Genomic DNA, 22,174 nt, shown 5'->3' on the forward strand with positions numbered 1-22,174 from the left:
AAGAGCTTGTCCAAGATCTTAGCTAAGAAACAAAAAAGATGGCCTAGGCCATCTTTTTTGTTTGTGTCGGTAAACCCTTAAAGGTCGGCAATCATATGGTCGATAGCGGCAATGATTTCATCATCGCTACAATCCATACACGCACCACGTGCTGGCATTGCGTTAAATCCATTGATTGCGTGATCTGCCATTGTTTCTTTACCTTGGGCAATACGCGCGCTCCAATCAGCAGCATCGTTGATTTTAGGAGCTCCGCTCACACCCGTGCCATGACAGGCTACGCAGAATGTTCCATAGATTGTTGCGCCGTCTCGAGGGCCTGAGGCAACTTCTTGCTCTGGTTCTGCTCCAGCAAGATAAACATCGCCCACTGGCTTAATTCGCTCGGCAATCGCGTCATAATCTTCTTGGCTCGAAGAGGCGAAGCTAGCTCCGGAGAATACAAGCGCGGCTGTAAATAGGGTAATAAGTTTACGAGACATATCCATTAACTCTCTTTTAATTCCTGAGTAAGCGCCAACCAGATGAACATTTGTACGTAGTTCGCACAAAATGGAACAACTAACTGTTAAGGTGTTGTAAATGTTGAGTGATTATATATCTTATGATTGTTGCATTAAACTATATCTTTACTGGGGCGAGGGTTAAATCACATCTCGAAACTTACAGTAAGTGATCGTTTTCGTTGAAAAAAAGCGCAAACACAAAAAAAATCTGAAAAAGTACTAGACGGCAAAGTGTGATATCCGTATTATTCCACTCCGCCGATAGGGCATGCGCCCGTAGCTCAGCTGGATAGAGCGTTGGCCTCCGGAGCCAAAGGTCGAAGGTTCGAATCCTTTCGGGCGTACCATCCGGAAGCTTGTTCTCAGAAACAGCGTATTGGCAAAAAATAGTGGTGGCTATAGCTCAGTTGGTAGAGCCCTGGATTGTGATTCCGGTGGTCGCGAGTTCGAATCTCGTTAGCCACCCCATTATTTCGGTAACTTCGGTTTCCTGTTTTGATTTAATCAGAACGAAATATAAGTCGGTGAATAGCACGGTTTGATAGTGCATCCTGCCTTTGAGAATAGCGGGACTAGAGGTAACCCTCTGGTAAAAACGAAGTTCTCTAAAATTTGTCGGTGAATAGCGCAGCTTGGTAGCGCATCTGGTTTGGGACCAGAGGGTCGGGGGTTCGAATCCCTCTTCACCGACCACTACAATTGGTCATGGCAAATATGCGATGGCAATAAAAGATCAGTGGTGGCTATAGCTCAGTTGGTAGAGCCCTGGATTGTGATTCCGGTGGTCGCGAGTTCGAATCTCGTTAGCCACCCCATTGATTAAGGTAACCTCGGTTCCCTGTTTTGATTTAATCAGAACGAAACATAAGTCGGTGAATAGCGCAGCTTGGTAGCGCATCTGGTTTGGGACCAGAGGGTCGGGGGTTCGAATCCCTCTTCACCGACCACTACATAAGGCCTCACTCGAAAGAGTGAGGCCTTTTTGCATCTGGGATTTATAGTTTGGACGAGAAAAGTACATTAGGTCGGGGGCTGGAAGCCCAGTCGCATCGAATCCCTCTTCACCGACTACTACATAAGGCCTCACTCGAAAGAGTGGGGCTTTTTTGCATCTGGAATTTATAGTTTGGATGAGGAAAGTACACTAGGTCGGGGGCTGGAAGCCCAGTCGCATCGAATCCATCCTTACGGTTTTCTTTTTGAAGCCATACTCGAAGCTTTTCATTCGGGCATAAAAAAGCGCACTCAATAGTGCGCTTGGTGATTAATCTGATTAATCCATCATGTGTTTGCGTCGAATATCTAACAACGCGAAGATACCAAAGATCAGTATGGACCACTTCTCCCAGGAAGAGAGCTTTACCTTGTCTCCAAATGCTCCAAGGAAGATGGCTGACTGAAGTCCGTGCATCATGAGTAGGAAAGCGGCCATGATGTAGAGTGCGATGGCGGCCTTACCTGGAAACGGGTGAAAAATATTAAAAATCAAAACAAACCAAACAAAGGCGATTGCAGCCTTCGCTAGCATCAAAAGATATTTCATTATTGCTCTCTTATAAATAGTTGAAATCTAACTTGTCCTGCCACTTTTTCACGATGTAATTGCCAGCTTTCTGGCAGGGCAGGCATCTCTAATTCTTTTTCAGTCTCAATGTAAATCAGTGCCTGATCGTTCAGCCAGTGATTGTTTTCCAACAGCTCTATTGTGTCTGCTAGTAAACCTTGTCGAAACGGCGGGTCAATAAATACAATATCGTATGCCTGTCCTTCCTGTTTCAAGAAGTTTAGTGAATTTTGGTTCAATAGGTTGATGTTTGTCGCTTTAACGGTCTGTGCGTTTTGTTGCAACTGTTGAAAAGCTTGGCTGTTGAGCTCAATCAAGGTGACTTCTTCGGCCTGTCTTGAGGCCGCTTCAAATCCTAGTCCTCCAGAGCCTGCGAACAGATCTAGACAGCGAGCATTTGGGATGTCATTGGCAATCCAATTGAACAAGGTTTCCTTCACTCGATCTGTGGTGGGGCGTAATCCTTCAGCATCATAAACGGGGAGTTTTCGTCCGCGCCATAAGCCACTGATGATGCGGATTGAGCCTGAACCCTTGTTATTTTGTGAAGAAGAGGAGCGTTGATGTTTTCTCATGCTGTTTTTGGCCATCGAATAAGTGGTATCATACCCTATTGATTATTTTAAAATTGTACTCGTAAATACGAGATTAATCATCGCTAATTGAACGTACCGTGCCGATTGGCGCCGTATATATGCACGAATCATAAAGTAACTGGGATAGTCTCCGATGACGGATAAGAAAAAACGCGGCTTATTGTCTTGGCTTGGTTTTGGTGAAGAAGAACAAACTCAACCGGAACAAAAAGAAACGGACATTAATGAACAGCAACAGCCTGAGGCTGACATTGCTGAGCAGCAAGCTACGCCGACTGAACAGCCTGAGAGCGAAGTCGTAGAATTAGTGCCTGTTGAAGAACAACCCGTTGAGGAAGAAAGCGAGCCAGAACCAGAAGAGAAAGCACCCGAGGTACTTCAACCCGAGGCCATTCAGCCTGAGGTTCAAGAGAAGCCAACGGAAAGCTTTTTTGCTCGACTAAAGCGCAGTCTTGCACGTACTAAAGCTAATATTGGTGCGGGTTTCTTTGGCCTATTCAAAGGCAAAGAGATTGATGATGACTTATTTGAAGAGTTGGAAGAGCAGCTTCTGATTGCCGATGTTGGCATGGAAACAACCATGAAAATCATCGATAGCCTGACAGAGAAAGCTTCTCGCCAGCAGTTAAAAGACGGTGAGGCATTATATGACTTACTCAAGCTGGAGCTTGCCGAGATATTGGCACAAGTAGAGCAACCGTTGCAGATTGATGAGCAAAAAACGCCTTACGTTATTCTGATGGTGGGTGTGAATGGTGTTGGTAAGACGACGACCATTGGTAAGCTTGCTAAGCAATTCCAGTCTCAAGGACAGAAAGTGATGCTAGCGGCGGGTGATACCTTCCGTGCGGCAGCGGTCGAGCAACTTCAAGTATGGGGACAGCGAAATGATGTTCCTGTTGTCGCTCAACACACGGGAGCGGACAGTGCTTCTGTTATCTATGATGCCATCGAAGCGGCCAAAGCGCGTGGCTACGATGTTGTTATTGCAGATACGGCTGGGCGCTTACAGAACAAGAGCAACCTTATGGAAGAGCTTCGTAAGATTGTTCGCGTAATGAAGAAGATTGATGGCAGCGCTCCACATGAGATTATGTTGACGTTAGATGCGGGTACGGGTCAAAACGCAATGAGCCAAGCGAAACTATTCAGCGATGTTGCACCGGTAACCGGAATTACATTAACTAAACTGGATGGTACAGCAAAAGGGGGTGTTATCTTCGCAATCGCCGATAAGTTTAAGATCCCAATTCGTTATATCGGTGTGGGTGAGGGTATTGATGATCTGCGTTCATTTGAGACTCAAGAGTTCATTGACGCATTGTTTAGCAGAGAAGATTAACACCCCACAGCAAGGACGATTTAGTGATTAACTTTCAACAGGTTAGCAAGGCTTATCGCGGCGGCCATCAAGCATTGCAGAAGGTGGACTTCCATCTAAGAAAGGGCGAGTTGGCTTTTTTAGGGGGTCACTCAGGGGCAGGTAAAAGTACTCTGCTTAAGTTGATTTGCGCCATGGAACGACCGACTGACGGTAAGATAGCCTTCAATGGGCATGACATTACACGTATTGGCGATAAAGAAATCCCTCTACTCAGACGTAATATCGGCATAGTCTTTCAGGATCACCGTCTTTTGATGGACAGAAGTGTCTTCGATAATGTGGCTTTGCCTATGCGTATCGAGTCCATCGCAGAAAACGAGATTAAACGCCGCGTAAATGCAGCCTTGGACAAAACCGGCTTGCTAGATAAAGCGCGCTGTTTGCCGACTCAATTATCAGGTGGAGAGCAGCAGCGAGTGGGTATTGCTCGCGCTGTCGTCAATAGACCGACGTTATTGCTTGCCGATGAGCCAACCGGAAACCTAGACCCTGAGCTTTCTAATCGTATCTTTAGGCTATTTGAAGAATTTAATCGCGCGGGCGTTTCTATTCTTATCGCGACCCACGATGTCGGCATGATGGAAACACGAAAGCAATATCGCCGTTTTGAGTTGAACCAAGGATTTTTGAGCGAGGCAGAGGGTTATGGCCAATAAGAGTTCAGTACAAAAAATTGGGTATTTTCGCTCTCACTACCTAGTAGCAAAAGGTTCACTGCACGATATTGCTCAAAGGCCTTTGGGCAATTTGTTCACCTTAGCGGTGATTGCGATAGTACTCGCGTTGCCATCTAGCCTTTATGTGGTGGCGAAAAACATTCTGGATGCCGCTGAACAAGTAAGCCAGCCTGCTGCTGTAAGTGCTTACTTACAAGAAGGCACACCAGAGGCGCGCATTATGCTGATCAAGGATCAGCTTGAAGGCGACCAAGCAATCGCGAGTGTCGAGTACATTTCTTCACAGCAAGGATTGCAGGACCTAAGCTCGCACTCTGGGTTTAATGATGCTATTAGCTTGCTCGATGATTATGCACTGCCAGCACTATTGGTGATTCATCCAGCGCAAGCCTCTGATACCACGCAGCAACATATCCTCGACCTTGCCAATGCTGTTGAAGTCTTTACTGATGTTCGAGTGGATCAAGACTGGTTACAACGCTTTGACGCGATTAAGGCGCTGAGTAGCGCACTTGCTTTAGCACTTGCCTGTATGATGCTGGTGGCTGTAGTGCTTATTATTGGCAATACCATGCGCTTTAATGTGCTAGCACGAAAAGAAGAGATTCAAGTCATGAAGTTTCTTGGGGCAACCAACAGCTTCATTCTTCGTCCTTACCTTTACACCGGGATGTGGTTCGGTTTATTGGGTTCTTTGTTTGCATGGTTAATTACTTTAGCGCTGTCACTTTTCTTGGGAAGTACGGTTCAATCGGTCGCATCGTTATATGACAGCAGTTTCATTTTGAGCCCGTTGAGTTTTGATGAGTCGATTATCTTATTGTTAATTGGTAGCTTTCTTGGTTTATTTGCCGCTCAAGCCTCAGCACGCCGTCATCTTTCTGAAATTGAACCTGTGTAGAATTTACTTGTCTCAGTAGGTGGGAAGTGGGTGAGGGTATGCCTCAGCTCACAGTCGAGGGGTTGCTCTCGATGAATTTCTGTGCATAATGTCCAGTCCGCTGTTTTTTTAGCAGTCGCTAATTTAATAGCGAATAGGTTGTAAAGTTCGATGAATGAGGGATTGAATGGCTAGTAAAACGTTTTCAATGGCAGTTGTATCTCAAGATAGCTTAGATAGCTACATCAGATCTGCAAACGGTTACCCAATGCTAACCGCAGAGAAAGAGAAAGACCTTGCCGAGCGTTTGCATTACAAAGGTGAGATTGAGGCTGCGAAAGAGCTGATTTTGTCTCATTTGCGTTTTGTTGTTCATGTAGCTCGTGGTTACTCTGGTTATGGTCTTCCTCTAGCTGACTTAGTTCAGGAAGGTAATATCGGATTAATGAAAGCGGTGAAACGATTTAACCCAGAAGTGGGTGTTCGCCTTGTTTCATTTGCTGTTCATTGGATCAAAGCTGAGATTCATGAGTACGTACTGCGTAACTGGCGTATCGTTAAGATTGCGACGACTAAGGCTCAACGTAAACTGTTTTTCAACCTGCGTAAAAACAAGAAGCGCCTAGGTTGGTTTAACAACGGTGAAGTTGAGACGGTAGCAAGAGAGCTAGGTGTATCACCAACTGAGGTTCGTGAAATGGAATCTCGCTTAGCCGCTCAAGACGCAACTTTCGAGTTTTCGGCTGATGACGATGACAGTGCGAACTTCAACCCAGTAGCGCCAGCGCTTTATCTTGAAGATAAAGACTCTGATATCGCTGATAATGTCGAAGCAGACAACTGGGAAAACCATACCAATGCACGCTTAGCCAATGCTCTAGCGACTTTGGATGAGCGTAGCCAACACATTGTGCGCGCACGCTGGTTAGATGATCAGAAGCAAACGCTACAAGACCTTGCCGATACCTACAGTGTTTCTGCTGAGCGTATTCGTCAGCTAGAAAAGAATGCGATGAAGAAGCTTAAATTAGCGGTCGGCGACCTCTAATATAAACTAAGAGTTATGAAGGCCAAGATCGAGAGATCTTGGCCTTTTTTATTGGGATCGGTTTTAGTGTTTCATGATAAGCCTAATCTGTGGATAACTCTGTGGGATAAATTTCGATAGCATGTCTTTAACTCAGTCAAAGCAAGGGTTATCATCGATAAATCGAGTGGGGATAGATAATTTGAAATCAACACATTATTAAGGATCAATACTAGATATTGTGGATCATTATTAATCAAAACACTTTATCAACGTAATCCACAGATTTACCCACAGCTGGTGGCAATTTGATCACTGTTATCCCAAACCTGGGTATGAAATTATTCAGAGGCTTGGGATAGGATTTTTTTGAGGACAAGTAAATAATGGAAGAAGTACAACGAATCAGTGTGAATCAAGCACACCAAATGCAAACCACGCAACAAGCGAGATTGGTGGATATTCGTGACATCCAAGCCTTTACAGTGGCACACCCTGTAGATGCCTACCACCTTACCAATCAGACTATCGCCGAGTTCATGGACTCAGTGGAATTTGAAGACCCGATTCTAGTGTTGTGTTACCACGGAATTAGCAGTGTTGGAGCGGCTCAATACTTACTGAACCAGGGCTTTGAGCAAGTATTTAGCATAGATGGAGGATTTGAGGCTTGGCAGCGACAGCAACTGCCAATAGAGGCTCATGAATGATTCGCCTTATACAACTGAATAACCCACGAATAGCGCAAGCCTTTATTGATTACATGGCATCACAGCGGACCACTGTTTCGCAGATGCCGGAAGGTGATGGCCAGTTTGTACTCTGGCTACATGATGACGCAAAGCTGTCTATGGTTCAGCAAGAGCTCGAGCTGTTTCTCAAGAACCCTAATGATAAGAAGTACCAGGCGGCTTCTTGGGATATGGCTGAGACGCGCACTCAACAGTTTAGCTATTCAACGCCAAGTTTCATGCAGATGATAAAGGCAAAAGCGGGGCCAATGACGCTGTTGGTTATGCTTGTCTGTATTGTGATTTATGGTTTGCGTCTACTCGGAATGCAGCAGCAGGTGTTCTCCTTATTGCACTTTCCGGCGATGGCCGATCAACAGTGGCAAGTTTGGCGCTATGTTACCCATGCTGTATTGCACTTCTCCGTTCTGCACATCACCTTTAATTTACTTTGGTGGTGGCAATTGGGTGGGGATATTGAACAAAGACTGGGTCGAGGTCGTCTCACGAAGATTTTCTTGGTTTCCGCTCTCTTGTCTGGATGTGCGCAGTATTGGATCGAGGGTGCCAACTTTGGAGGCCTAAGTGGTGTCGTGTATGCCTTGGTTGGATATATATGGGTACTATCGGTAAGAGCTCCGCAGTTTGGCCTAGATATACCTAAGCCTATCCTCGCCTTCATGTTGATCTGGTTGGTACTTGGCTTTGTGCAACCGTTTATGGCGATTGCGAATGCCGCACACCTTGCGGGATTGGTTGCCGGGTGTTTATTGGGCTGGCTTGATAGCGTAAACCGAACTCAGAACACTTAATTGATGATCTGAGTTACCTTATTGGCACCGCGATTGGTACAATTGCTCCAATATTTTATTTATACAGTTGCCATTGGTTGGTAAAGAGTTACGAAGTAAGTATGACTAGCCCTATAAGGACATTTCAGCAGGCCTTGCTAAACATCAATTGGCAGAGCCCTAGCGACTTTCAGTTCCCAGATAACAACGCTAAACACTGGTTGTTAGAAGAAGACTCTCTTTCTCACAGATTGTCTCTCTCTTGCTCGGATTTGAGTGTGGAGCTGTTTACGAGCAACAAGGTACAACCTGAAGAGCTCTCAACTCAAGAAGCACAAGTACTAAACAAAGAAGTGTGTCTACTACGAGAAGTGATTCTTCGAGGAGATCGTCACGATTGGGTATATGGTCGCACCCTAATACCTCAGAGCTCATTGCAATCTCATTCTCATGATTTTGAGAACCAAGGAGAGTTGCCACTAGGGGTCACAGTATTTAGTTCTGAAGGTGCCTATCGTGATGGATTGCAGGTTGGCATTATCGATGTAGAAGGTCAGCCCCTACTCGCAAGACGCTCTAGGCTATGGATGAACGGAACTCCCATGCTAGTTGCAGAGCTGTTCTTGCCTAAGTCCCCAGTATATTCAGACAAGGAATCCGATTAATGGTCTCTAAAATAAGAGCCTACTACCTGTTGATGAGAATGGATCGACCTATCGGTAGCCTATTGCTTTTATGGCCAACCTTGTGGGCTTTGGTAATGGCCTCCGAGGGTAGACCGCAGTGGTCAGTATTGATCGTATTCTGTTTAGGCGTATTCTTGATGCGTTCCGCAGGGTGCGTGATCAATGACTTTGCTGATAGAGAGTTAGATGGTCATGTTGAGCGTACTCAGTTTCGACCTATCCCTAGCGGGTTGGTGTCTGCAAAAGAGGCATTAGCCTTATTTGGTGTTCTGAGTCTTATCTCTTTTGCACTAGTACTGACCATGAACACACTGACTATTCAGCTGTCGTTTGTGGGTGTTGCGCTAGCGGCCCTTTATCCCTTTATGAAGCGCTTTACTCACTTGCCTCAATTGGTGTTGGGAATGGCCTTTAGCTGGGCAATTCCAATGGCATGGGCGGCAGAATCTGGCCACATAGCGCCTTTGGCTTGGTTGCTGTTTGTTATCAATATGCTTTGGACTATCGCCTACGATACCCAATACGCTATGGTGGATAGAGATGATGATCTGAAGATAGGCATCAAATCTACTGCAATACTATTTGGACGATTCGACAAATTAATCGTAGGGATCTTGCAAGCTATCACCATCATCTTGCTTTTGATTGTTGGTGAGAACGCGGCTCTTGGCCCTGCTTTTTATTGGGGAGTGTTAGTGGCTGCTGGATTGTTTGTATATCAACAGTGGTTGATAAAAACTAGGGATCGCGCGCTATGCTTTCAAGCGTTTCTCAACAATAACTATGTTGGGATGGTCATTACGATAGGGCTGTTTGTTACTTACTTATAAAAAAATCCCGGATTAAATCCGGGATTTTTTTTGTCTTTATACCGCTTGAGCGATACCTTCTTTGATGGTGAGTTTCACCTCAGGAGAGAGGATTTCCAGTAGGCCTTGTGCCAACTTCTCAGTGCGCTCGATATCGCACTCACCCTCTGCATTCAAGTAACTTTGTTCTTTTAGGGTGCTGAATAACGCCGCGAATACCCCTTTATCAAAGAACTCAGGAGCATTGATACCGTGTAAACGACCCAGGCGCTGTGCAATATCCTGACACCTCATTTCTAATTCTGCTTGAGCTAGCTCTGGTTGAGCCGCCAGTAGATTAAGAGCAATGCTATAGCGCTGCAGTGTTTCAGAGATAGTGCGAGACAGTAACTGCAGGGTATGGATATTGGTCTGATTAAGATTAACCATATCACCCTCAACCTCAATCAACTGTTGAGAGAGAAACTCCTGCACTATTTGTTCAACCTTGTCTTCCAGTTGCTCACTATCGTATGAAAGGAACAGCTCTTTTTGTAAGAACGGATACAAAACAGCGATATTGCGCTTCAATCTCGTGATAGTACAGTCAGGCAATTGGATAATTAGCTGTGCTAGCAGTGAAGGTAGAGCGAGCATATGAATGATGTTATTACGATAGTAGGTCATCAGAACAGATTGATGACGGTCTAAGGATATGATCTCACCCATGCTGTCAGAATCGACCACAAACTTATCCAGTGAGGTAGCGTGCGCTACTAGCTCTTCAGCACTGCTATCCGGAGTGGTGGCAAAACTGGTGTATGGCACATTGCGTAAAATACTAAGGTAGCAATTAATCTGATTGATTAAGCTTTCCTTAGTTAGCGCTCTTTGTCTTGAAGCTAATAATGCTGTCGCCGTTAGCGTCAGCGCGTTAGCCGCAGCGGCATCATTGATATGCGTCATCATCTTTTCAGCGATAGCATTGACTGTAGGAGTCATCCACATTGGCTTAGTGCCTTCTGCAGCGCCGATGTCTTCGCGCCATTCTGGCACATTTTCATTCAGGTACTGGTTCAGCGGGATAGGCTCACCAAAGTTTACGTAGCCTTGACCAAAGTTACGCAGCTTTCTAATTGTGCGCAGTACTTGCCCGGCGTTTTCTTTTTCTTTGCGTTTACCACGAAGTTCCTTAGCGTAAGTGGAAACCTCCATGACATGCTCATAGCCAATATACACTGGGACTAAGGTGACTGGACGGTTCAATCCTCTGAGCATCGCCTGCACCGTCATTGCTAACATGCCCGTTTTGGCTTGTAGTAAACGACCTGTGCGAGAGCGACCACCCTCACTGAAATACTCAACGGAATATCCCTTGGTAAACAACTCAGCAAGGTACTCTCGGAAAATGGTGGAGTACAACTTATTGCCCTTAAAGCTGCGGCGGATGAAGAAAGCGCCGCCTCGTCTAAAGATAGGGCCTGCAGGGAAGAAGTTCAGATTTACTCCGGCTGCGATATGTGGCGGTACCATCCCTTCATGATAAAGAATGTAGGAAAGTAGTAAGTAATCCATGTGGCTTCTGTGGCACGGAACATAAACAATCTCATGTCCATCTTGCGCCAGCTTACGCACTGTCGAAGCGTTGCTTACATTGATACCTTGATAGAGTCTGTTCCACAGCCAAGTTAGAACAAAGTTACCTTGCTTGATCAGTGAGTAAGAGAACTTAGCCGCAATCTCATCCATTATCTTCAGGGCATGTTGCTCTGCTTTTTCAACACTAATATTCTTAGCTGCGGCCTCATCGGCAATGGCTTTATTAATAGCCTCAGATTTGATCAGTCGCTCAAACAGGACATCTCTACTAGGTAGGCTTGGTCCTGATGCTGCTAATTTTTGTCTAGAGAAGTGAATACGTGCTACGCGAGCCAGTTTCTGAGCTATGGTTTCATCAGAGCCACGAGAGTCTGCCATGTAACGCATTGACACTAGCGGGCTAAAGCGAATCATACAATCGCGTCCAGAAAAGAGCACCGCTTGCATCTTATTCCAAGGGGAGAGGTTTTCTAGATAAGGCTTATCTCGTCCCTCTTTACCTGGCTTTCGCCCCCACATAACGGTGGTTGGGATCAGTTGCACGTCAAGATCGGATTGTTCACGGTGCAATTTAAGAAGTTGCGTAAACAGGCTTTGAGATCCTAGTGAGTCAAGAGTATCGTTGTCTCGGTCGAGTTTGCCTGTAGAGATAAATACATAGCGTCTAAAGCTTTTGCCACCAACCTCAAGAGGTTGTAGCGGATCAGGTAAACCAAGTTGAATGGCTCGACGACGAACAGAAAGAAGGTCGACATTAGATTCGAACGGCAACACATAGACAATAGGTTTCTCTATATCTATGTTGAGATCACTAATAGGAGAAGGGGGTACGACATTACCCTTAACCAATACTTTCAAAGGAAAGCGTAAAGCTGTTTGTGTCAGTGTATGACCAGAAGACATATTTATGATTGTCCCAATTTATATTTGGTGCCCAAGACTCTTCAAGACTAGGTGGTAAAATAAGCGTCGCAAGAATAGCAGAACTGGTCGAACCTTTTAACCAGAATTGTTTTAATGTTAGGTCAATAAATGAAAAAGCACAGCAAGATAAAAAGAATAGGTGATCAATGAAAGGTAATACAGGATTCAAACGCGTTATTAAGGCAACGGGTTATTCTATTCAGGGGCTTAAAGCCGCTTTTAAACATGAGGCCGCGTTTCGTCAGGAAGTTTTCTTAGCCCTCTTTCTTATCCCTATTGCATGTATTCTCGATGTCAGCCAAACAGAAAGAATGCTGATGATACTGTCGCTATTCATCGTGTTGATCGCTGAGCTAATGAATTCAGCTGTTGAGGCAGTCGTCGATCGAATCGGTTCAGAGATTCATGAATTGGCAGGTCGAGCCAAAGACATTGGTTCAGCCGCCGTGTTTGTGGCTTTAGGCCTAGTACTGTACATCTGGGTTGAGGTTTTGTTCTTTTAACTTAAATTTCAGCTTATTAGGGGTAACTGGTTGATTATTTAACCATGCTGTATATACTCACAGTGAACTGTATAAAAGAACAGGTGATGTATGAGACCCTTAACCCAAAGACAGCAGCAGGTATTCGATCTTATCAAGACGAAAATCGAAGATACTGGCATGCCACCAACAAGAGCCGAAATTGCGCGCGAACTGGGGTTTCGTTCAGCGAATGCTGCCGAAGAGCACCTCAAAGCTCTAGCGAAAAAGCAGGTCATTGAGATCATCCCTGGCGCATCGCGCGGTATCCGAATACTTCTACAAGACAGTGCTAACGATGATGGCTTGCCGTTAATTGGTAATGTTGCAGCGGGTGAGCCAATCTTGGCGCAAGAGCACATAGAGTCGCATTATCAGGTTGATCCACAGATGTTTAAACCTAAAGCTGACTTCCTGCTTCGCGTACACGGCGAAAGTATGAAAGATATCGGCATTATGGATGGCGACCTTCTGGCGGTTCATAAGACTCAAGATGTTAGAGACGGACAAGTGGTTGTGGCTCGTGTCGATGAAGATGTAACCGTAAAAAGGTTAGAGCGCAAAGGATCTACCGTTTTGCTGCACCCAGAGAATGCAGAGCTTTCTCCAATCAAGGTCGACCTAACACAACAGCATCTTGCCATCGAAGGCATAGCGGTAGGGATCATTCGTAATAGCACTTGGATGTAATACCAATATCCCAAAATTTATGATTCACTATATGCAGCGCTCTTTATAGAAGCGCTGCTTTTTTTTGCCTCAAATATCTCAAGGATGGTCATGCAAAACCCCGTTGTTCGCTCGCTGATGGATCTCAGTCTGCACAAGAGAATACTCGCCTTAGCGATACCTATGGTTTTGTCTAATATCACTGTACCTCTATTGGGGTTAGTCGATGCCGCCGTGGTCGGTCACTTGGATCATTCTTGGTATCTGGGGGGTGTTGCCTTAGGAAGCACAATGATCAGCATGGTGTTTTGGCTGTTTGGTTTTCTACGTATGTCGACAACTGGCTTATCAGCACAGGCAAAGGGGGCAGAGAACCCACGAAAGTTGGCTCTGGTGCTACTGCAAGGCATTTTTATGGCGCTGGCCTTTGCACTGATCTTTTTGGTCTTACACCGAGGGATTATCAACCTAGCCTTAAGCTTCAGTGATGCCAGTGAACAAGTTCAGTTCTACGCGAATGAGTATTTCACCATCAGGGCTTGGAGTGCTCCGGCCGCAATGGTCAACTTTGTGTTACTTGGATGGCTGTTAGGAAATCAAAACGCAAAAGCACCCATGTGGATGGTCATTATTACCAATGTTACAAATATCGCATTGGATGTCCTGTTTGTGGTGGTTCTTGACTATGGTGTCGCGGGCGCCGCTTCTGCTTCTGTTATTGCTGACTACACGGGTGCGTTAGTGGGTATTTACTTTTGCCATAAGATTTGGGGTAGTGCCGTATCCTTGAGCTCTAAGCAGATACTCTCTCTGGGTATAAATAAATTGTTCACCGGCTTATCACGCTTTGTTCGTTTAAACCGAGATATATTCTTACGCTCCTTATGCCTGCAAGCTGTGCTGGCATTTATGACATTTCAAGGCGCAAACTTTGGTGACGATGTTGTGGCCGCGAATGCAGTGTTGATGAGTTTGGTCTTAATGGTCTCTTATGCAATGGACGGCTTTGCTTATGCCATAGAGGCGATGGTAGGGAAAGCCATAGGGGCGAAAAGTAAGAAGGAATTGTCTCTTTCGATTCTAGGTACCTTCTTCTGGGGACTGATCATCTGCTGTGGGTTTGCCTTATTGTTTGGTGCTGGTGGCCATATCATTGTTGGCTTGATTAGCGATATCGATAGCGTCAGGGAGACGGCCGATGAGTACTTAGCATGGTTAGCCATTATGCCTATTGTGTCCATGTGGTGTTATCTGTTTGATGGCATATTCATTGGTGCAACGCGCGGTAAGGAAATGCGAAATAGCATGTTTGTTGCAGCGCTAGTGTTCTTCGCACTTTATTTTGGCTTTGCCCATCTTGAGAATCACAGCCTGTGGATTGCCATGCTGGGCTTTATGGCGATGCGCGGCGCTACATTGGCTTGGGTATTTGTTCGCTTGTGGAAAAAAGGGCAGTTCCTAGAAACTGCCCATGCTTAACCGTTATTAGAATAAACGATTCAACCCATTCAGAGCCGCAACTCGGTAGGCTTCCGCCATAGTGGGGTAGTTGAAGGTGGTGTTCACAAAATAGTCGATGCTATTTGCAGGCCCAGGTTGCTCCATGATGGCTTGACCGATATGAATAATCTCAGCGGCCCTTTCACCAAAGCAGTGGATACCTAATATCTCTTTGGTTTCTCTATGGAAGAGGATTTTCAAACTGCCTATGTCTTTACCTGAAATCTGAGCGCGTGCGAGGTGCTTAAAGGAAGCTCGCCCTACCTCATACGGCACTTTTGCGGCGGTAAGTTCTTGCTCCGTTTTTCCGACAGAGCTGATCTCTGGAATGGTGTAAATACCTGTAGGGATATCCTCAATCAGTCGTTGAGTCGCCTCACCCTCGGCAATCGCTTTCGCGACAAAGCGACCTTGGTCATAGGCAGCACTGGCTAAGCTTGGGTATCCAATCACATCACCAACCGCGTAGATATGCTCAACATCGGTTTGGTAGTTACTATTGATCTTCAACTGACCGCGTGAATCGGCAGATAAGCCTGTGACATCTAAGTTGAGAGTGTCTGTATTACCTGTTCGACCATTCGCATACAGCAAGCAATCAGCTCGCATTTTCTTACCCGATTCTAGGTGGACGATAACACCATCATCTGTGCCTTCTATTTCTGCGAATGACTCACCGTTGCGAATCACTACACCATTACTACCAAAATGATAAGAGAGTGCATCAGAGATCTCTTTATCTAGGAAGGAGAGCAGTTGATCGCGAGTGTTGATAAGGTCTGTCTTGACGCCTAGACCGCGGAATATAGAGGCGTATTCACATCCGATAACCCCAGCACCATAAATGATGATGTGTCTTGGTTGATGATGTAGAGACAATATTGAGTCACTGTCATAGATACGCTGGTGGTTAAAGTCTACGTTGGTTGGATGATAAGGGCGTGAACCCGTCGCAATCACGAATCGGTCAGCGGTATATTGCTTAACACGTCCATCTTCACCAGTGACTCTTACACTATGAGCATCGGAGAACTTAGCCTCGCCAAAGATCAGTGTGCATTGGTTTCTGTCGTAGAATCCTTGCCTTAGCGTGGTCTGTTTGTCGATGACGGTTTTGGCATGATCTAAGATGTCATCAAAACTGGCATCTAAGCTGCGGTTGTTTTTACAAAAGAGTGGGTTGTTATTGAATTCAATGAAGCGGCTAACGGCATGCCTTAGTGCTTTGGATGGAATCGTACCCCAATGAGTACATCCGCCTCCGACACTTTTCTCTTTCTCAATAATAGCAACATTGAAGCCAGCTTTGGTTAATCCCATAGCAGCACCTTCGCCTCCAGGGCCACTACCGATTACGATTACATCAAAATGCGATGAAGAACTCACTGAAACCTCCTTGTTTTGTTAATGGCATTTTAAACCTTTGTTGCCATTGGTAAATCAGTTCGTGGTGACTAAGTGGTCAGTCTCACAATAAAGATCACTTTGTGGGGCGGGAGAGTTTGCAAATAGAGAAGCAGTTATGTTTTATTGGGGCAGGTCAAAAAGAGTATGAATGGAATATGGGCGTTAGGGCAGAGCAAAAACAAAAAACCAGAAGAGCGATTATCGACTCAGCGTTTGGACAGTTATCTGCTGGCCGAAGCTTTTCTAGCATGAGCCTTCGGGAAGTAGCTAGAGAGGCGGGTATTGCACCAACGTCTTTTTATCGACACTTTGATGATATGGACCAGCTCGGTATTGTCATGGTGGATGAAGCGGGCTTGCTGCTACGACAGCTGATGCGCAGAGCCCGCGAAAGGATTCAACCAGACCGAAGTGTAATACAAACTTCAATAGAGACATTTGTTGAATTTATTGAGACTAACCCTGATATCTTTAGACTCTTGCTACGTGAACGATCAGGTACATCGGAAGAGTTTCGTGCTGCGGTAGCCCGAGAGATTCAGTTTTTCAGTGCTGAATTAGCCGACTACCTCAATGCACAGCAATTACCACGAAAGATAGCGTCACTGCAGGCCGATGCAATTGTTACTCTTGTATTTAGCTCTGGTGCGGAGTTTCTAGATATCGAACCCAACCAACGTGCGGCTCACAGACAAAGATTGGTTGATCAAGTACGAATGATCTCTTTGGGTGGCCACGCTATGAATCAATTTCAAAACAAGAATGATTAAGAGGATTTTATGACAGATAAGAAAGAAGCATTGGCTTCGGATAAAAAGTCACTTTTGTTAGCACTGGTTTGCGGTATGAGTGGCAGTGCCTTGCTGTCTTCTCTATCAGTACCAGGTTATTCCTTTTCAATTTTCCCGTTAATCTGCTTGGTGCTTGCCGTCCAAGTGATTTATCAAAACTACTTAAATAAGCCGGTCGATGAGGACTTCCCATTACTAGGGTTAGGTAGCTTCTTTATTGGTTTCTTTGGTCATGGCGCATTTCTAAAGGCGCAGTATCCAGAGGCGGGCTCAAACTTCTTTTCAATTATCTTTACCTTGCTACTACTCGTGTGGGTAGGAAGAAAGCTAGGTTACCTAGGAAGATAAAAAAAGAGCGGATATCCGCTCTTTTTTATTGGTTAGGCTTTACGCTCAAGCATTATTCCCATTTCCATATGGTGAGTATATGGGAACTGGTCAAATAGCGCATAACGAGTAATGTTGTGCGTTTCCGATAGAATCTCGAGATTATCTTTAAGCGTATCTGGGTTACAAGAAATGTACAGAATACGCTCGTATCCTTGAACCATGCGACACGTGCCTTCATCCATACCTGAACGCGGTGGATCAACAAAGATGGTATTACAGTCGTAACTGCTTAGGTCAACATTGGCCTGCTTAAGGCGACGGAACTCACGCTTGCCTTCCATTGCGTCGGTAAAATCTTCGGCAGACATACGTATAATCTGCACATTGTCGATTTCATTCGCCTTGATGTTGTATTGCGCTGAATCTACAGAGGGCTTAGCCAGCTCTGTTGCCAATACGCGATTAAAGTTTTGAGCTAATGCCAGCGAGAAGTTGCCATTACCACAATAGAGCTCTAACAAGTCACCCTTAGATTCCTTGGTGCAATCTACCGCCCATTCCAGCATTTTTTCTGCAACGCGACCGTTAGGCTGGGTGAAGCTATTCTCGACTTGCTGATAAGTGTACGTTTTACCAAACACATTTAGCTTCTCAATAACGTAGTCTCTATCAAGGACAACCTTCATCTTCCTTGCTCTACCGATAAGGTTTAGATTAAACCCTTCATCATTGAGGCGTTGCTTAAGTGCCTTCGCTCTTTCTTGCCACTCATCATTAAGTTGCTTGTGGTAAAGAAGTGAAATTAGGATTTCACCGCTAAGTGTAGAAAGGAAATCTACTTGGAAAAGCTTATGACGAAGTACGTCGTGCTCTTTTACTGCTTCAACCAGAAGTGGCATCAAGTCATTGATCAAGCGGCTTGCAACAGGAAATTGGTCAACACGGTATTTTTCGCGTGTCTCTTGATTAAACATCACGTAGTACAGGTCTTCACCTTCGTGCCAAACGCGGAACTCTGCTCGCATTCGGTAATGCTGTTCATCAGAAGTGAAAACCTCTAATGATGGCATCGTATATTCGCTAAACATCTCTTGCAGACGTGCGGTTTTATCGTCTAACTGCACCTGATAAGACTCAGAGTTTACATTTGGGTTGGCCATTCACTTTTCCTGACTTGAAACAAGAGGCGCAGATTCTATACTCATCAGCCGCCGGAGTATAGATTGTGTGCACTAGATATTTGATTCAATAATAGTTGTCTGCGCATAAAACAGTGCTGTAATTTTTACTTCGTTATAATATTAGATGACTTAACTATGTCGTGTATTTTGATAGAGTAGCCTCCAATTAATAATCCAAACCTGACAAAGAGCGCCAATGCCTGAAACAAGAATCTTAATGTTTGACTCCGGAGTGGGTGGCATTTCTGTATTTAAAGACATAAAGGCAAGGCTTCCGTGGGTGAGTGTTACCTATGCATTTGATAACCAGGCATACCCTTATGGGGAGTTGGCACAAGAAGAGTTAGTTGATCGAGTGGAGCACTACGTGCAGCACTTCATTGAGACTCAAAGCATCTCTTTAGTCGTGATTGCGTGTAATACCGCAAGTACAGTGGTCCTTCCTAGATTGAGAGAGAAGTTCTCTATTCCCATCGTCGGTGTTGTCCCCGCTATTAAGCCTGCTTCGCAAAGAGCCAATCTGGGTGTTGGTCTTATTGCTACTCCAGCTACGGTAACTAGAGAATACACCCATGATTTAATAAAAGACTTTGCTAAAGACAAAGACGTCAAAATGATAGGGACTACTGAGCTGGTGGATATGGCCGAACAAAAGCTCAGAGGGATTGATGTTGACCTTACTGTGCTAAAGCAGGTTCTACAGCCTTTGAAGGGGAATATTGATGTTGCTGTATTAGGGTGTACCCATTTCCCACTATTAAGAAGTGAGATTTGTCAGGTCTTGGGTAATGAAGTGACGCTAGTGGATTCAGGTGATGCGATATCAAGGAGGGTCGAGTTCTTACTTAATGAGGTCTCAGTGACTCGTTCCAGCAATGAACTGAGCTACGATGTGTATTGCAGCGCGGAGCCGTATTCCAGATCCGCGCTACAATCTTCTTTTACTGAGTTAGGTTTTTCCGAGATTAAGATTCAGCCGCTGTAGGGTGCTTAGGTTCATTGGCGACACGGACCTTAATCGTTCTTTGCATATACTCATGCTCATTAAGAGATGTGATCATAGCATCAGCATCGTCGTTCTCTACTTCGACAAACCCAAAGCCACGACGCTTACCCGTTCGCTTATCTTTCATTAGACGCACGCTATAAACAGTGCCGTATTCTTCAAATAACTCTTTGACATGAGACTCACTCGCTTTGTAGGAAAGGTTGCCTACATATAAGGTCGTATTCTCATCGCTCAAAGCGGGTGTGGATGAAGAGGAAGATGAATAAGAAGGTTTAGAGCTTGAAGCAGTACTAGCAGGTTTCTGCCATAAGATTAAAGCAGTTGATACAACGCCTAAACAGAAAGCAATACCAGACGGTATAGACAACAGAGACACAAGTGCAAAACCAGCTACTGCAAGGATGATGACAATCAATAGAGACTTGTTTGAGTTCATAATTCGCTTATCACTATATATTGGTGAATTGATGGATGTGAAATTCATTAACAAAACAGACACATAGATATTACGCACGCCACAATAATTTTTCCAATTTTATCCTCTGATCACGTCTAATATGTCGCAAAAACCGTTTTTGATGGTTTTGTGAACACTTGAAATAAAACTTTAAAAAAGCCCTTGCCAATGTGACGAGCATCTCTATAATGCGCCCCACTGACACGGCAACAGCGGAAACGCTTCGCAGTAGTTCAGTAGGCTACCTAGCCGAACCCAATTGAGTTTAACTTCTCTTAGAAAATTAAATTCAAAAAGTGTTTGACACTGAGGTTCAAATCGCTAGAATGGCCGTCCGCTTGAGAGGCTCCTCACAAAGGAATCATCGAAAAGCAACGCTCTTTAACAATTTAGACCTATCAATCTGTGTGGGCACTCGTTGATGATAATCGAAAAGATTTATCAATGAACTGAGTGACCAAAACGAATAACTTCGGTTATTTGGCACAGTCAATTCATTATCATTCTGTTGGAATGATAATAGCTTTAGAATTACATAAGTAGTTTTGAAGTCAGTATTCATTGAGCCGAAGCGAAAGCTTCAACAAAACTTTAATTGAAGAGTTTGATCATGGCTCAGATTGAACGCTGGCGGCAGGCCTAACACATGCAAGTCGAGCGGAAACGACAACATTGACCCTTCGGGTGATTTGTTGGGCGTCGAGCGGCGGACGGGTGAGTAATGCCTGGGAAATTGCCCTGATGTGGGGGATAACCATTGGAAACGATGGCTAATACCGCATAACGTCTACGGACCAAAGAGGGGGACCTTCGGGCCTCTCGCTTCAGGATATGCCCAGGTGGGATTAGCTAGTTGGTGAGGTAATGGCTCACCAAGGCGACGATCCCTAGCTGGTCTGAGAGGATGATCAGCCACACTGGAACTGAGACACGGTCCAGACTCCTACGGGAGGCAGCAGTGGGGAATATTGCACAATGGGCGCAAGCCTGATGCAGCCATGCCGCGTGTATGAAGAAGGCCTTCGGGTTGTAAAGTACTTTCAGTCGTGAGGAAGGCATTAGAGTTAATAGCTTTAGTGTTTGACGTTAGCGACAGAAGAAGCACCGGCTAACTCCGTGCCAGCAGCCGCGGTAATACGGAGGGTGCGAGCGTTAATCGGAATTACTGGGCGTAAAGCGCATGCAGGTGGTTTGTTAAGTCAGATGTGAAAGCCCGGGGCTCAACCTCGGAACCGCATTTGAAACTGGCAGGCTAGAGTACTGTAGAGGGGGGTAGAATTTCAGGTGTAGCGGTGAAATGCGTAGAGATCTGAAGGAATACCAGTGGCGAAGGCGGCCCCCTGGACAGATACTGACACTCAGATGCGAAAGCGTGGGGAGCAAACAGGATTAGATACCCTGGTAGTCCACGCCGTAAACGATGTCTACTTGGAGGTTGTGGCCTTGAGCCGTGGCTTTCGGAGCTAACGCGTTAAGTAGACCGCCTGGGGAGTACGGTCGCAAGATTAAAACTCAAATGAATTGACGGGGGCCCGCACAAGCGGTGGAGCATGTGGTTTAATTCGATGCAACGCGAAGAACCTTACCTACTCTTGACATCCAGAGAACTTAGCAGAGATGCTTTGGTGCCTTCGGGAACTCTGAGACAGGTGCTGCATGGCTGTCGTCAGCTCGTGTTGTGAAATGTTGGGTTAAGTCCCGCAACGAGCGCAACCCTTATCCTTGTTTGCCAGCACGTAATGGTGGGAACTCCAGGGAGACTGCCGGTGATAAACCGGAGGAAGGTGGGGACGACGTCAAGTCATCATGGCCCTTACGAGTAGGGCTACACACGTGCTACAATGGCGCATACAGAGGGCAGCCAACCAGCGATGGTGAGCGAATCCCAAAAAGTGCGTCGTAGTCCGGATTGGAGTCTGCAACTCGACTCCATGAAGTCGGAATCGCTAGTAATCGTGAATCAGAATGTCACGGTGAATACGTTCCCGGGCCTTGTACACACCGCCCGTCACACCATGGGAGTGGGCTGCAAAAGAAGTGGGTAGTTTAACCTTCGGGAGGACGCTCACCACTTTGTGGTTCATGACTGGGGTGAAGTCGTAACAAGGTAGCCCTAGGGGAACCTGGGGCTGGATCACCTCCTTATACGATGATTA

Annotated in this window: 21 protein-coding genes, 5 tRNA genes and 1 rRNA gene; 20 read left to right on the forward strand and 7 right to left on the reverse strand. The window is 45.5% G+C overall.

Translation table 11 applies throughout. The features are described from left to right. Positions 1–77: 77 nt before the first annotated feature. Entirely contained in the window at positions 78–488 is a 411-nt protein-coding gene (locus OCU35_RS00350; RefSeq protein WP_102427437.1) for a c-type cytochrome, read from the reverse strand. A 288-nt stretch (positions 489–776) separates the two neighbouring features. Between OCU35_RS00350 and OCU35_RS00355 the strand changes: the two genes are divergently transcribed. From OCU35_RS00355 to OCU35_RS00375, 5 genes are all read left to right on the forward strand, one after another. Then, positions 777–853 (forward strand) — tRNA-Arg (locus tag OCU35_RS00355). A 45-nt stretch (positions 854–898) separates the two neighbouring features. After that, a tRNA-His gene (locus OCU35_RS00360) sits at positions 899–974 on the forward strand. A 148-nt stretch (positions 975–1,122) separates the two neighbouring features. Further along, a tRNA-Pro gene (locus tag OCU35_RS00365) sits at positions 1,123–1,199 on the forward strand. Between the two features lie 46 nt (positions 1,200–1,245). Beyond that, positions 1,246–1,321, forward strand: a tRNA-His gene (locus OCU35_RS00370). 55 nt (positions 1,322–1,376) lie between these two features. Then, positions 1,377–1,453 (forward strand) — tRNA-Pro (locus OCU35_RS00375). 326 nt (positions 1,454–1,779) lie between these two features. Here OCU35_RS00375 and OCU35_RS00380 read toward each other — a convergent pair. Both OCU35_RS00380 and rsmD read right to left on the reverse strand, forming a co-directional pair. Next, complete coding sequence (locus OCU35_RS00380; protein WP_017030133.1) at positions 1,780–2,049, reverse strand: DUF1145 domain-containing protein; 270 nt, start codon at positions 2,047–2,049, stop codon at positions 1,780–1,782. Continuing rightward, positions 2,049–2,645, reverse strand: coding sequence for a 16S rRNA (guanine(966)-N(2))-methyltransferase RsmD (gene rsmD / locus OCU35_RS00385; protein ID WP_026012758.1), 597 nt, complete (start codon positions 2,643–2,645; stop codon positions 2,049–2,051). Before rsmD ends, OCU35_RS00380 begins: the two co-directional genes overlap by 1 nt. 154 nt (positions 2,646–2,799) lie before the next feature. Between rsmD and ftsY the strand changes: the two genes are divergently transcribed. The 8 genes from ftsY to ubiA all read left to right on the forward strand — a co-directional run bounded on the left by ftsY (position 2,800) and on the right by ubiA (position 9,672). Continuing rightward, complete coding sequence (ftsY, locus tag OCU35_RS00390; protein ID WP_261825489.1) at positions 2,800–4,008, forward strand: signal recognition particle-docking protein FtsY; 1,209 nt, start codon at positions 2,800–2,802, stop codon at positions 4,006–4,008. Between the two features lie 23 nt (positions 4,009–4,031). Further along, positions 4,032–4,706, forward strand: coding sequence for a cell division ATP-binding protein FtsE (gene ftsE / locus OCU35_RS00395; RefSeq protein ID WP_017030136.1), 675 nt, complete (start codon positions 4,032–4,034; stop codon positions 4,704–4,706). After that, positions 4,696–5,628, forward strand: coding sequence for a permease-like cell division protein FtsX (ftsX, locus tag OCU35_RS00400; RefSeq protein WP_017030137.1), 933 nt, complete (start codon positions 4,696–4,698; stop codon positions 5,626–5,628). The genes ftsE and ftsX overlap by 11 nt, the downstream gene beginning before the upstream one ends. Before the next feature lie 166 nt (positions 5,629–5,794). Beyond that, positions 5,795–6,655 (forward strand): RNA polymerase sigma factor RpoH, encoded by an 861-nt coding sequence (gene rpoH, locus OCU35_RS00405; protein WP_017030138.1) that lies wholly within the window; start codon positions 5,795–5,797, stop codon positions 6,653–6,655. 365 nt (positions 6,656–7,020) lie between these two features. Further along, positions 7,021–7,344 carry a thiosulfate sulfurtransferase GlpE gene (gene glpE, locus OCU35_RS00410; RefSeq protein ID WP_017030139.1) on the forward strand — a complete coding sequence of 108 codons (324 nt, stop codon included), beginning with the start codon at positions 7,021–7,023 and terminating at the stop codon, positions 7,342–7,344. Further along, the gene (glpG, locus tag OCU35_RS00415; protein ID WP_065599758.1) at positions 7,341–8,177 is read left to right on the forward strand and encodes a rhomboid family intramembrane serine protease GlpG; all 837 of its coding nucleotides are present in this window, start codon (positions 7,341–7,343) and stop codon (positions 8,175–8,177) included. Before glpE ends, glpG begins: the two co-directional genes overlap by 4 nt. Positions 8,178–8,278: 101 nt before the next feature. Beyond that, positions 8,279–8,821 carry a chorismate lyase gene (locus OCU35_RS00420; RefSeq protein WP_017030141.1) on the forward strand — a complete coding sequence of 181 codons (543 nt, stop codon included), beginning with the start codon at positions 8,279–8,281 and terminating at the stop codon, positions 8,819–8,821. After that, positions 8,821–9,672 carry a 4-hydroxybenzoate octaprenyltransferase gene (ubiA, locus tag OCU35_RS00425; RefSeq protein WP_261825490.1) on the forward strand — a complete coding sequence of 284 codons (852 nt, stop codon included), beginning with the start codon at positions 8,821–8,823 and terminating at the stop codon, positions 9,670–9,672. Before OCU35_RS00420 ends, ubiA begins: the two co-directional genes overlap by 1 nt. A gap of 36 nt (positions 9,673–9,708) precedes the next feature. Here the strand turns inward: ubiA and plsB are convergent, their stop codons facing one another. Beyond that, positions 9,709–12,132 (reverse strand): glycerol-3-phosphate 1-O-acyltransferase PlsB, encoded by a 2,424-nt coding sequence (plsB, locus tag OCU35_RS00430; RefSeq protein ID WP_261825491.1) that lies wholly within the window; start codon positions 12,130–12,132, stop codon positions 9,709–9,711. Positions 12,133–12,299: 167 nt separating this feature from the next. Here plsB and OCU35_RS00435 point away from each other — a divergent pair, with 167 nt between their 5' ends. The 3 genes from OCU35_RS00435 (at position 12,300) to dinF (ending at position 14,822) form a co-directional block, all read left to right on the forward strand. After that, positions 12,300–12,656 (forward strand): diacylglycerol kinase, encoded by a 357-nt coding sequence (locus tag OCU35_RS00435; RefSeq protein WP_017030144.1) that lies wholly within the window; start codon positions 12,300–12,302, stop codon positions 12,654–12,656. Positions 12,657–12,746: 90 nt separating this feature from the next. Continuing rightward, complete coding sequence (lexA, locus tag OCU35_RS00440) at positions 12,747–13,364, forward strand: transcriptional repressor LexA (RefSeq protein ID WP_026012790.1); 618 nt, start codon at positions 12,747–12,749, stop codon at positions 13,362–13,364. A 90-nt stretch (positions 13,365–13,454) separates the two neighbouring features. Continuing rightward, complete coding sequence (gene dinF / locus OCU35_RS00445) at positions 13,455–14,822, forward strand: MATE family efflux transporter DinF (protein WP_017030145.1); 1,368 nt, start codon at positions 13,455–13,457, stop codon at positions 14,820–14,822. Between the two features lie 6 nt (positions 14,823–14,828). Here the strand turns inward: dinF and sthA are convergent, their stop codons facing one another. Next, the gene (gene sthA / locus OCU35_RS00450) at positions 14,829–16,229 is read right to left on the reverse strand and encodes a Si-specific NAD(P)(+) transhydrogenase (protein ID WP_017033045.1); all 1,401 of its coding nucleotides are present in this window, start codon (positions 16,227–16,229) and stop codon (positions 14,829–14,831) included. Between the two features lie 176 nt (positions 16,230–16,405). Here sthA and fabR point away from each other — a divergent pair, with 176 nt between their 5' ends. Both fabR and OCU35_RS00460 read left to right on the forward strand, forming a co-directional pair. Next, positions 16,406–17,020 (forward strand): HTH-type transcriptional repressor FabR, encoded by a 615-nt coding sequence (fabR, locus tag OCU35_RS00455; RefSeq protein ID WP_017030147.1) that lies wholly within the window; start codon positions 16,406–16,408, stop codon positions 17,018–17,020. A 9-nt stretch (positions 17,021–17,029) separates the two neighbouring features. After that, positions 17,030–17,389, forward strand: coding sequence for a YijD family membrane protein (locus tag OCU35_RS00460; protein ID WP_017030148.1), 360 nt, complete (start codon positions 17,030–17,032; stop codon positions 17,387–17,389). A 32-nt stretch (positions 17,390–17,421) separates the two neighbouring features. Here the strand turns inward: OCU35_RS00460 and trmA are convergent, their stop codons facing one another. After that, positions 17,422–18,531 carry a tRNA (uridine(54)-C5)-methyltransferase TrmA gene (gene trmA / locus OCU35_RS00465; protein WP_017030149.1) on the reverse strand — a complete coding sequence of 370 codons (1,110 nt, stop codon included), beginning with the start codon at positions 18,529–18,531 and terminating at the stop codon, positions 17,422–17,424. A gap of 217 nt (positions 18,532–18,748) precedes the next feature. Between trmA and murI the strand changes: the two genes are divergently transcribed. Further along, a complete protein-coding gene (gene murI, locus OCU35_RS00470; RefSeq protein ID WP_102328578.1) occupies positions 18,749–19,537 on the forward strand; it encodes a glutamate racemase in 789 nt (262 codons plus the stop codon). Here murI and OCU35_RS00475 read toward each other — a convergent pair. Continuing rightward, a complete protein-coding gene (locus OCU35_RS00475) occupies positions 19,518–19,997 on the reverse strand; it encodes an RNA recognition motif domain-containing protein (protein WP_017030151.1) in 480 nt (159 codons plus the stop codon). The genes murI and OCU35_RS00475 overlap by 20 nt on opposite strands. Positions 19,998–20,610: 613 nt before the next feature. Here OCU35_RS00475 and OCU35_RS00480 point away from each other — a divergent pair. Beyond that, positions 20,611–22,163 (forward strand): 16S ribosomal RNA (locus OCU35_RS00480). Positions 22,164–22,174 lie beyond the last annotated feature (11 nt).

This window comes from Vibrio breoganii, assembly GCF_024346795.1.
GTDB classification, from domain to species: domain Bacteria; phylum Pseudomonadota; class Gammaproteobacteria; order Enterobacterales; family Vibrionaceae; genus Vibrio; species Vibrio breoganii.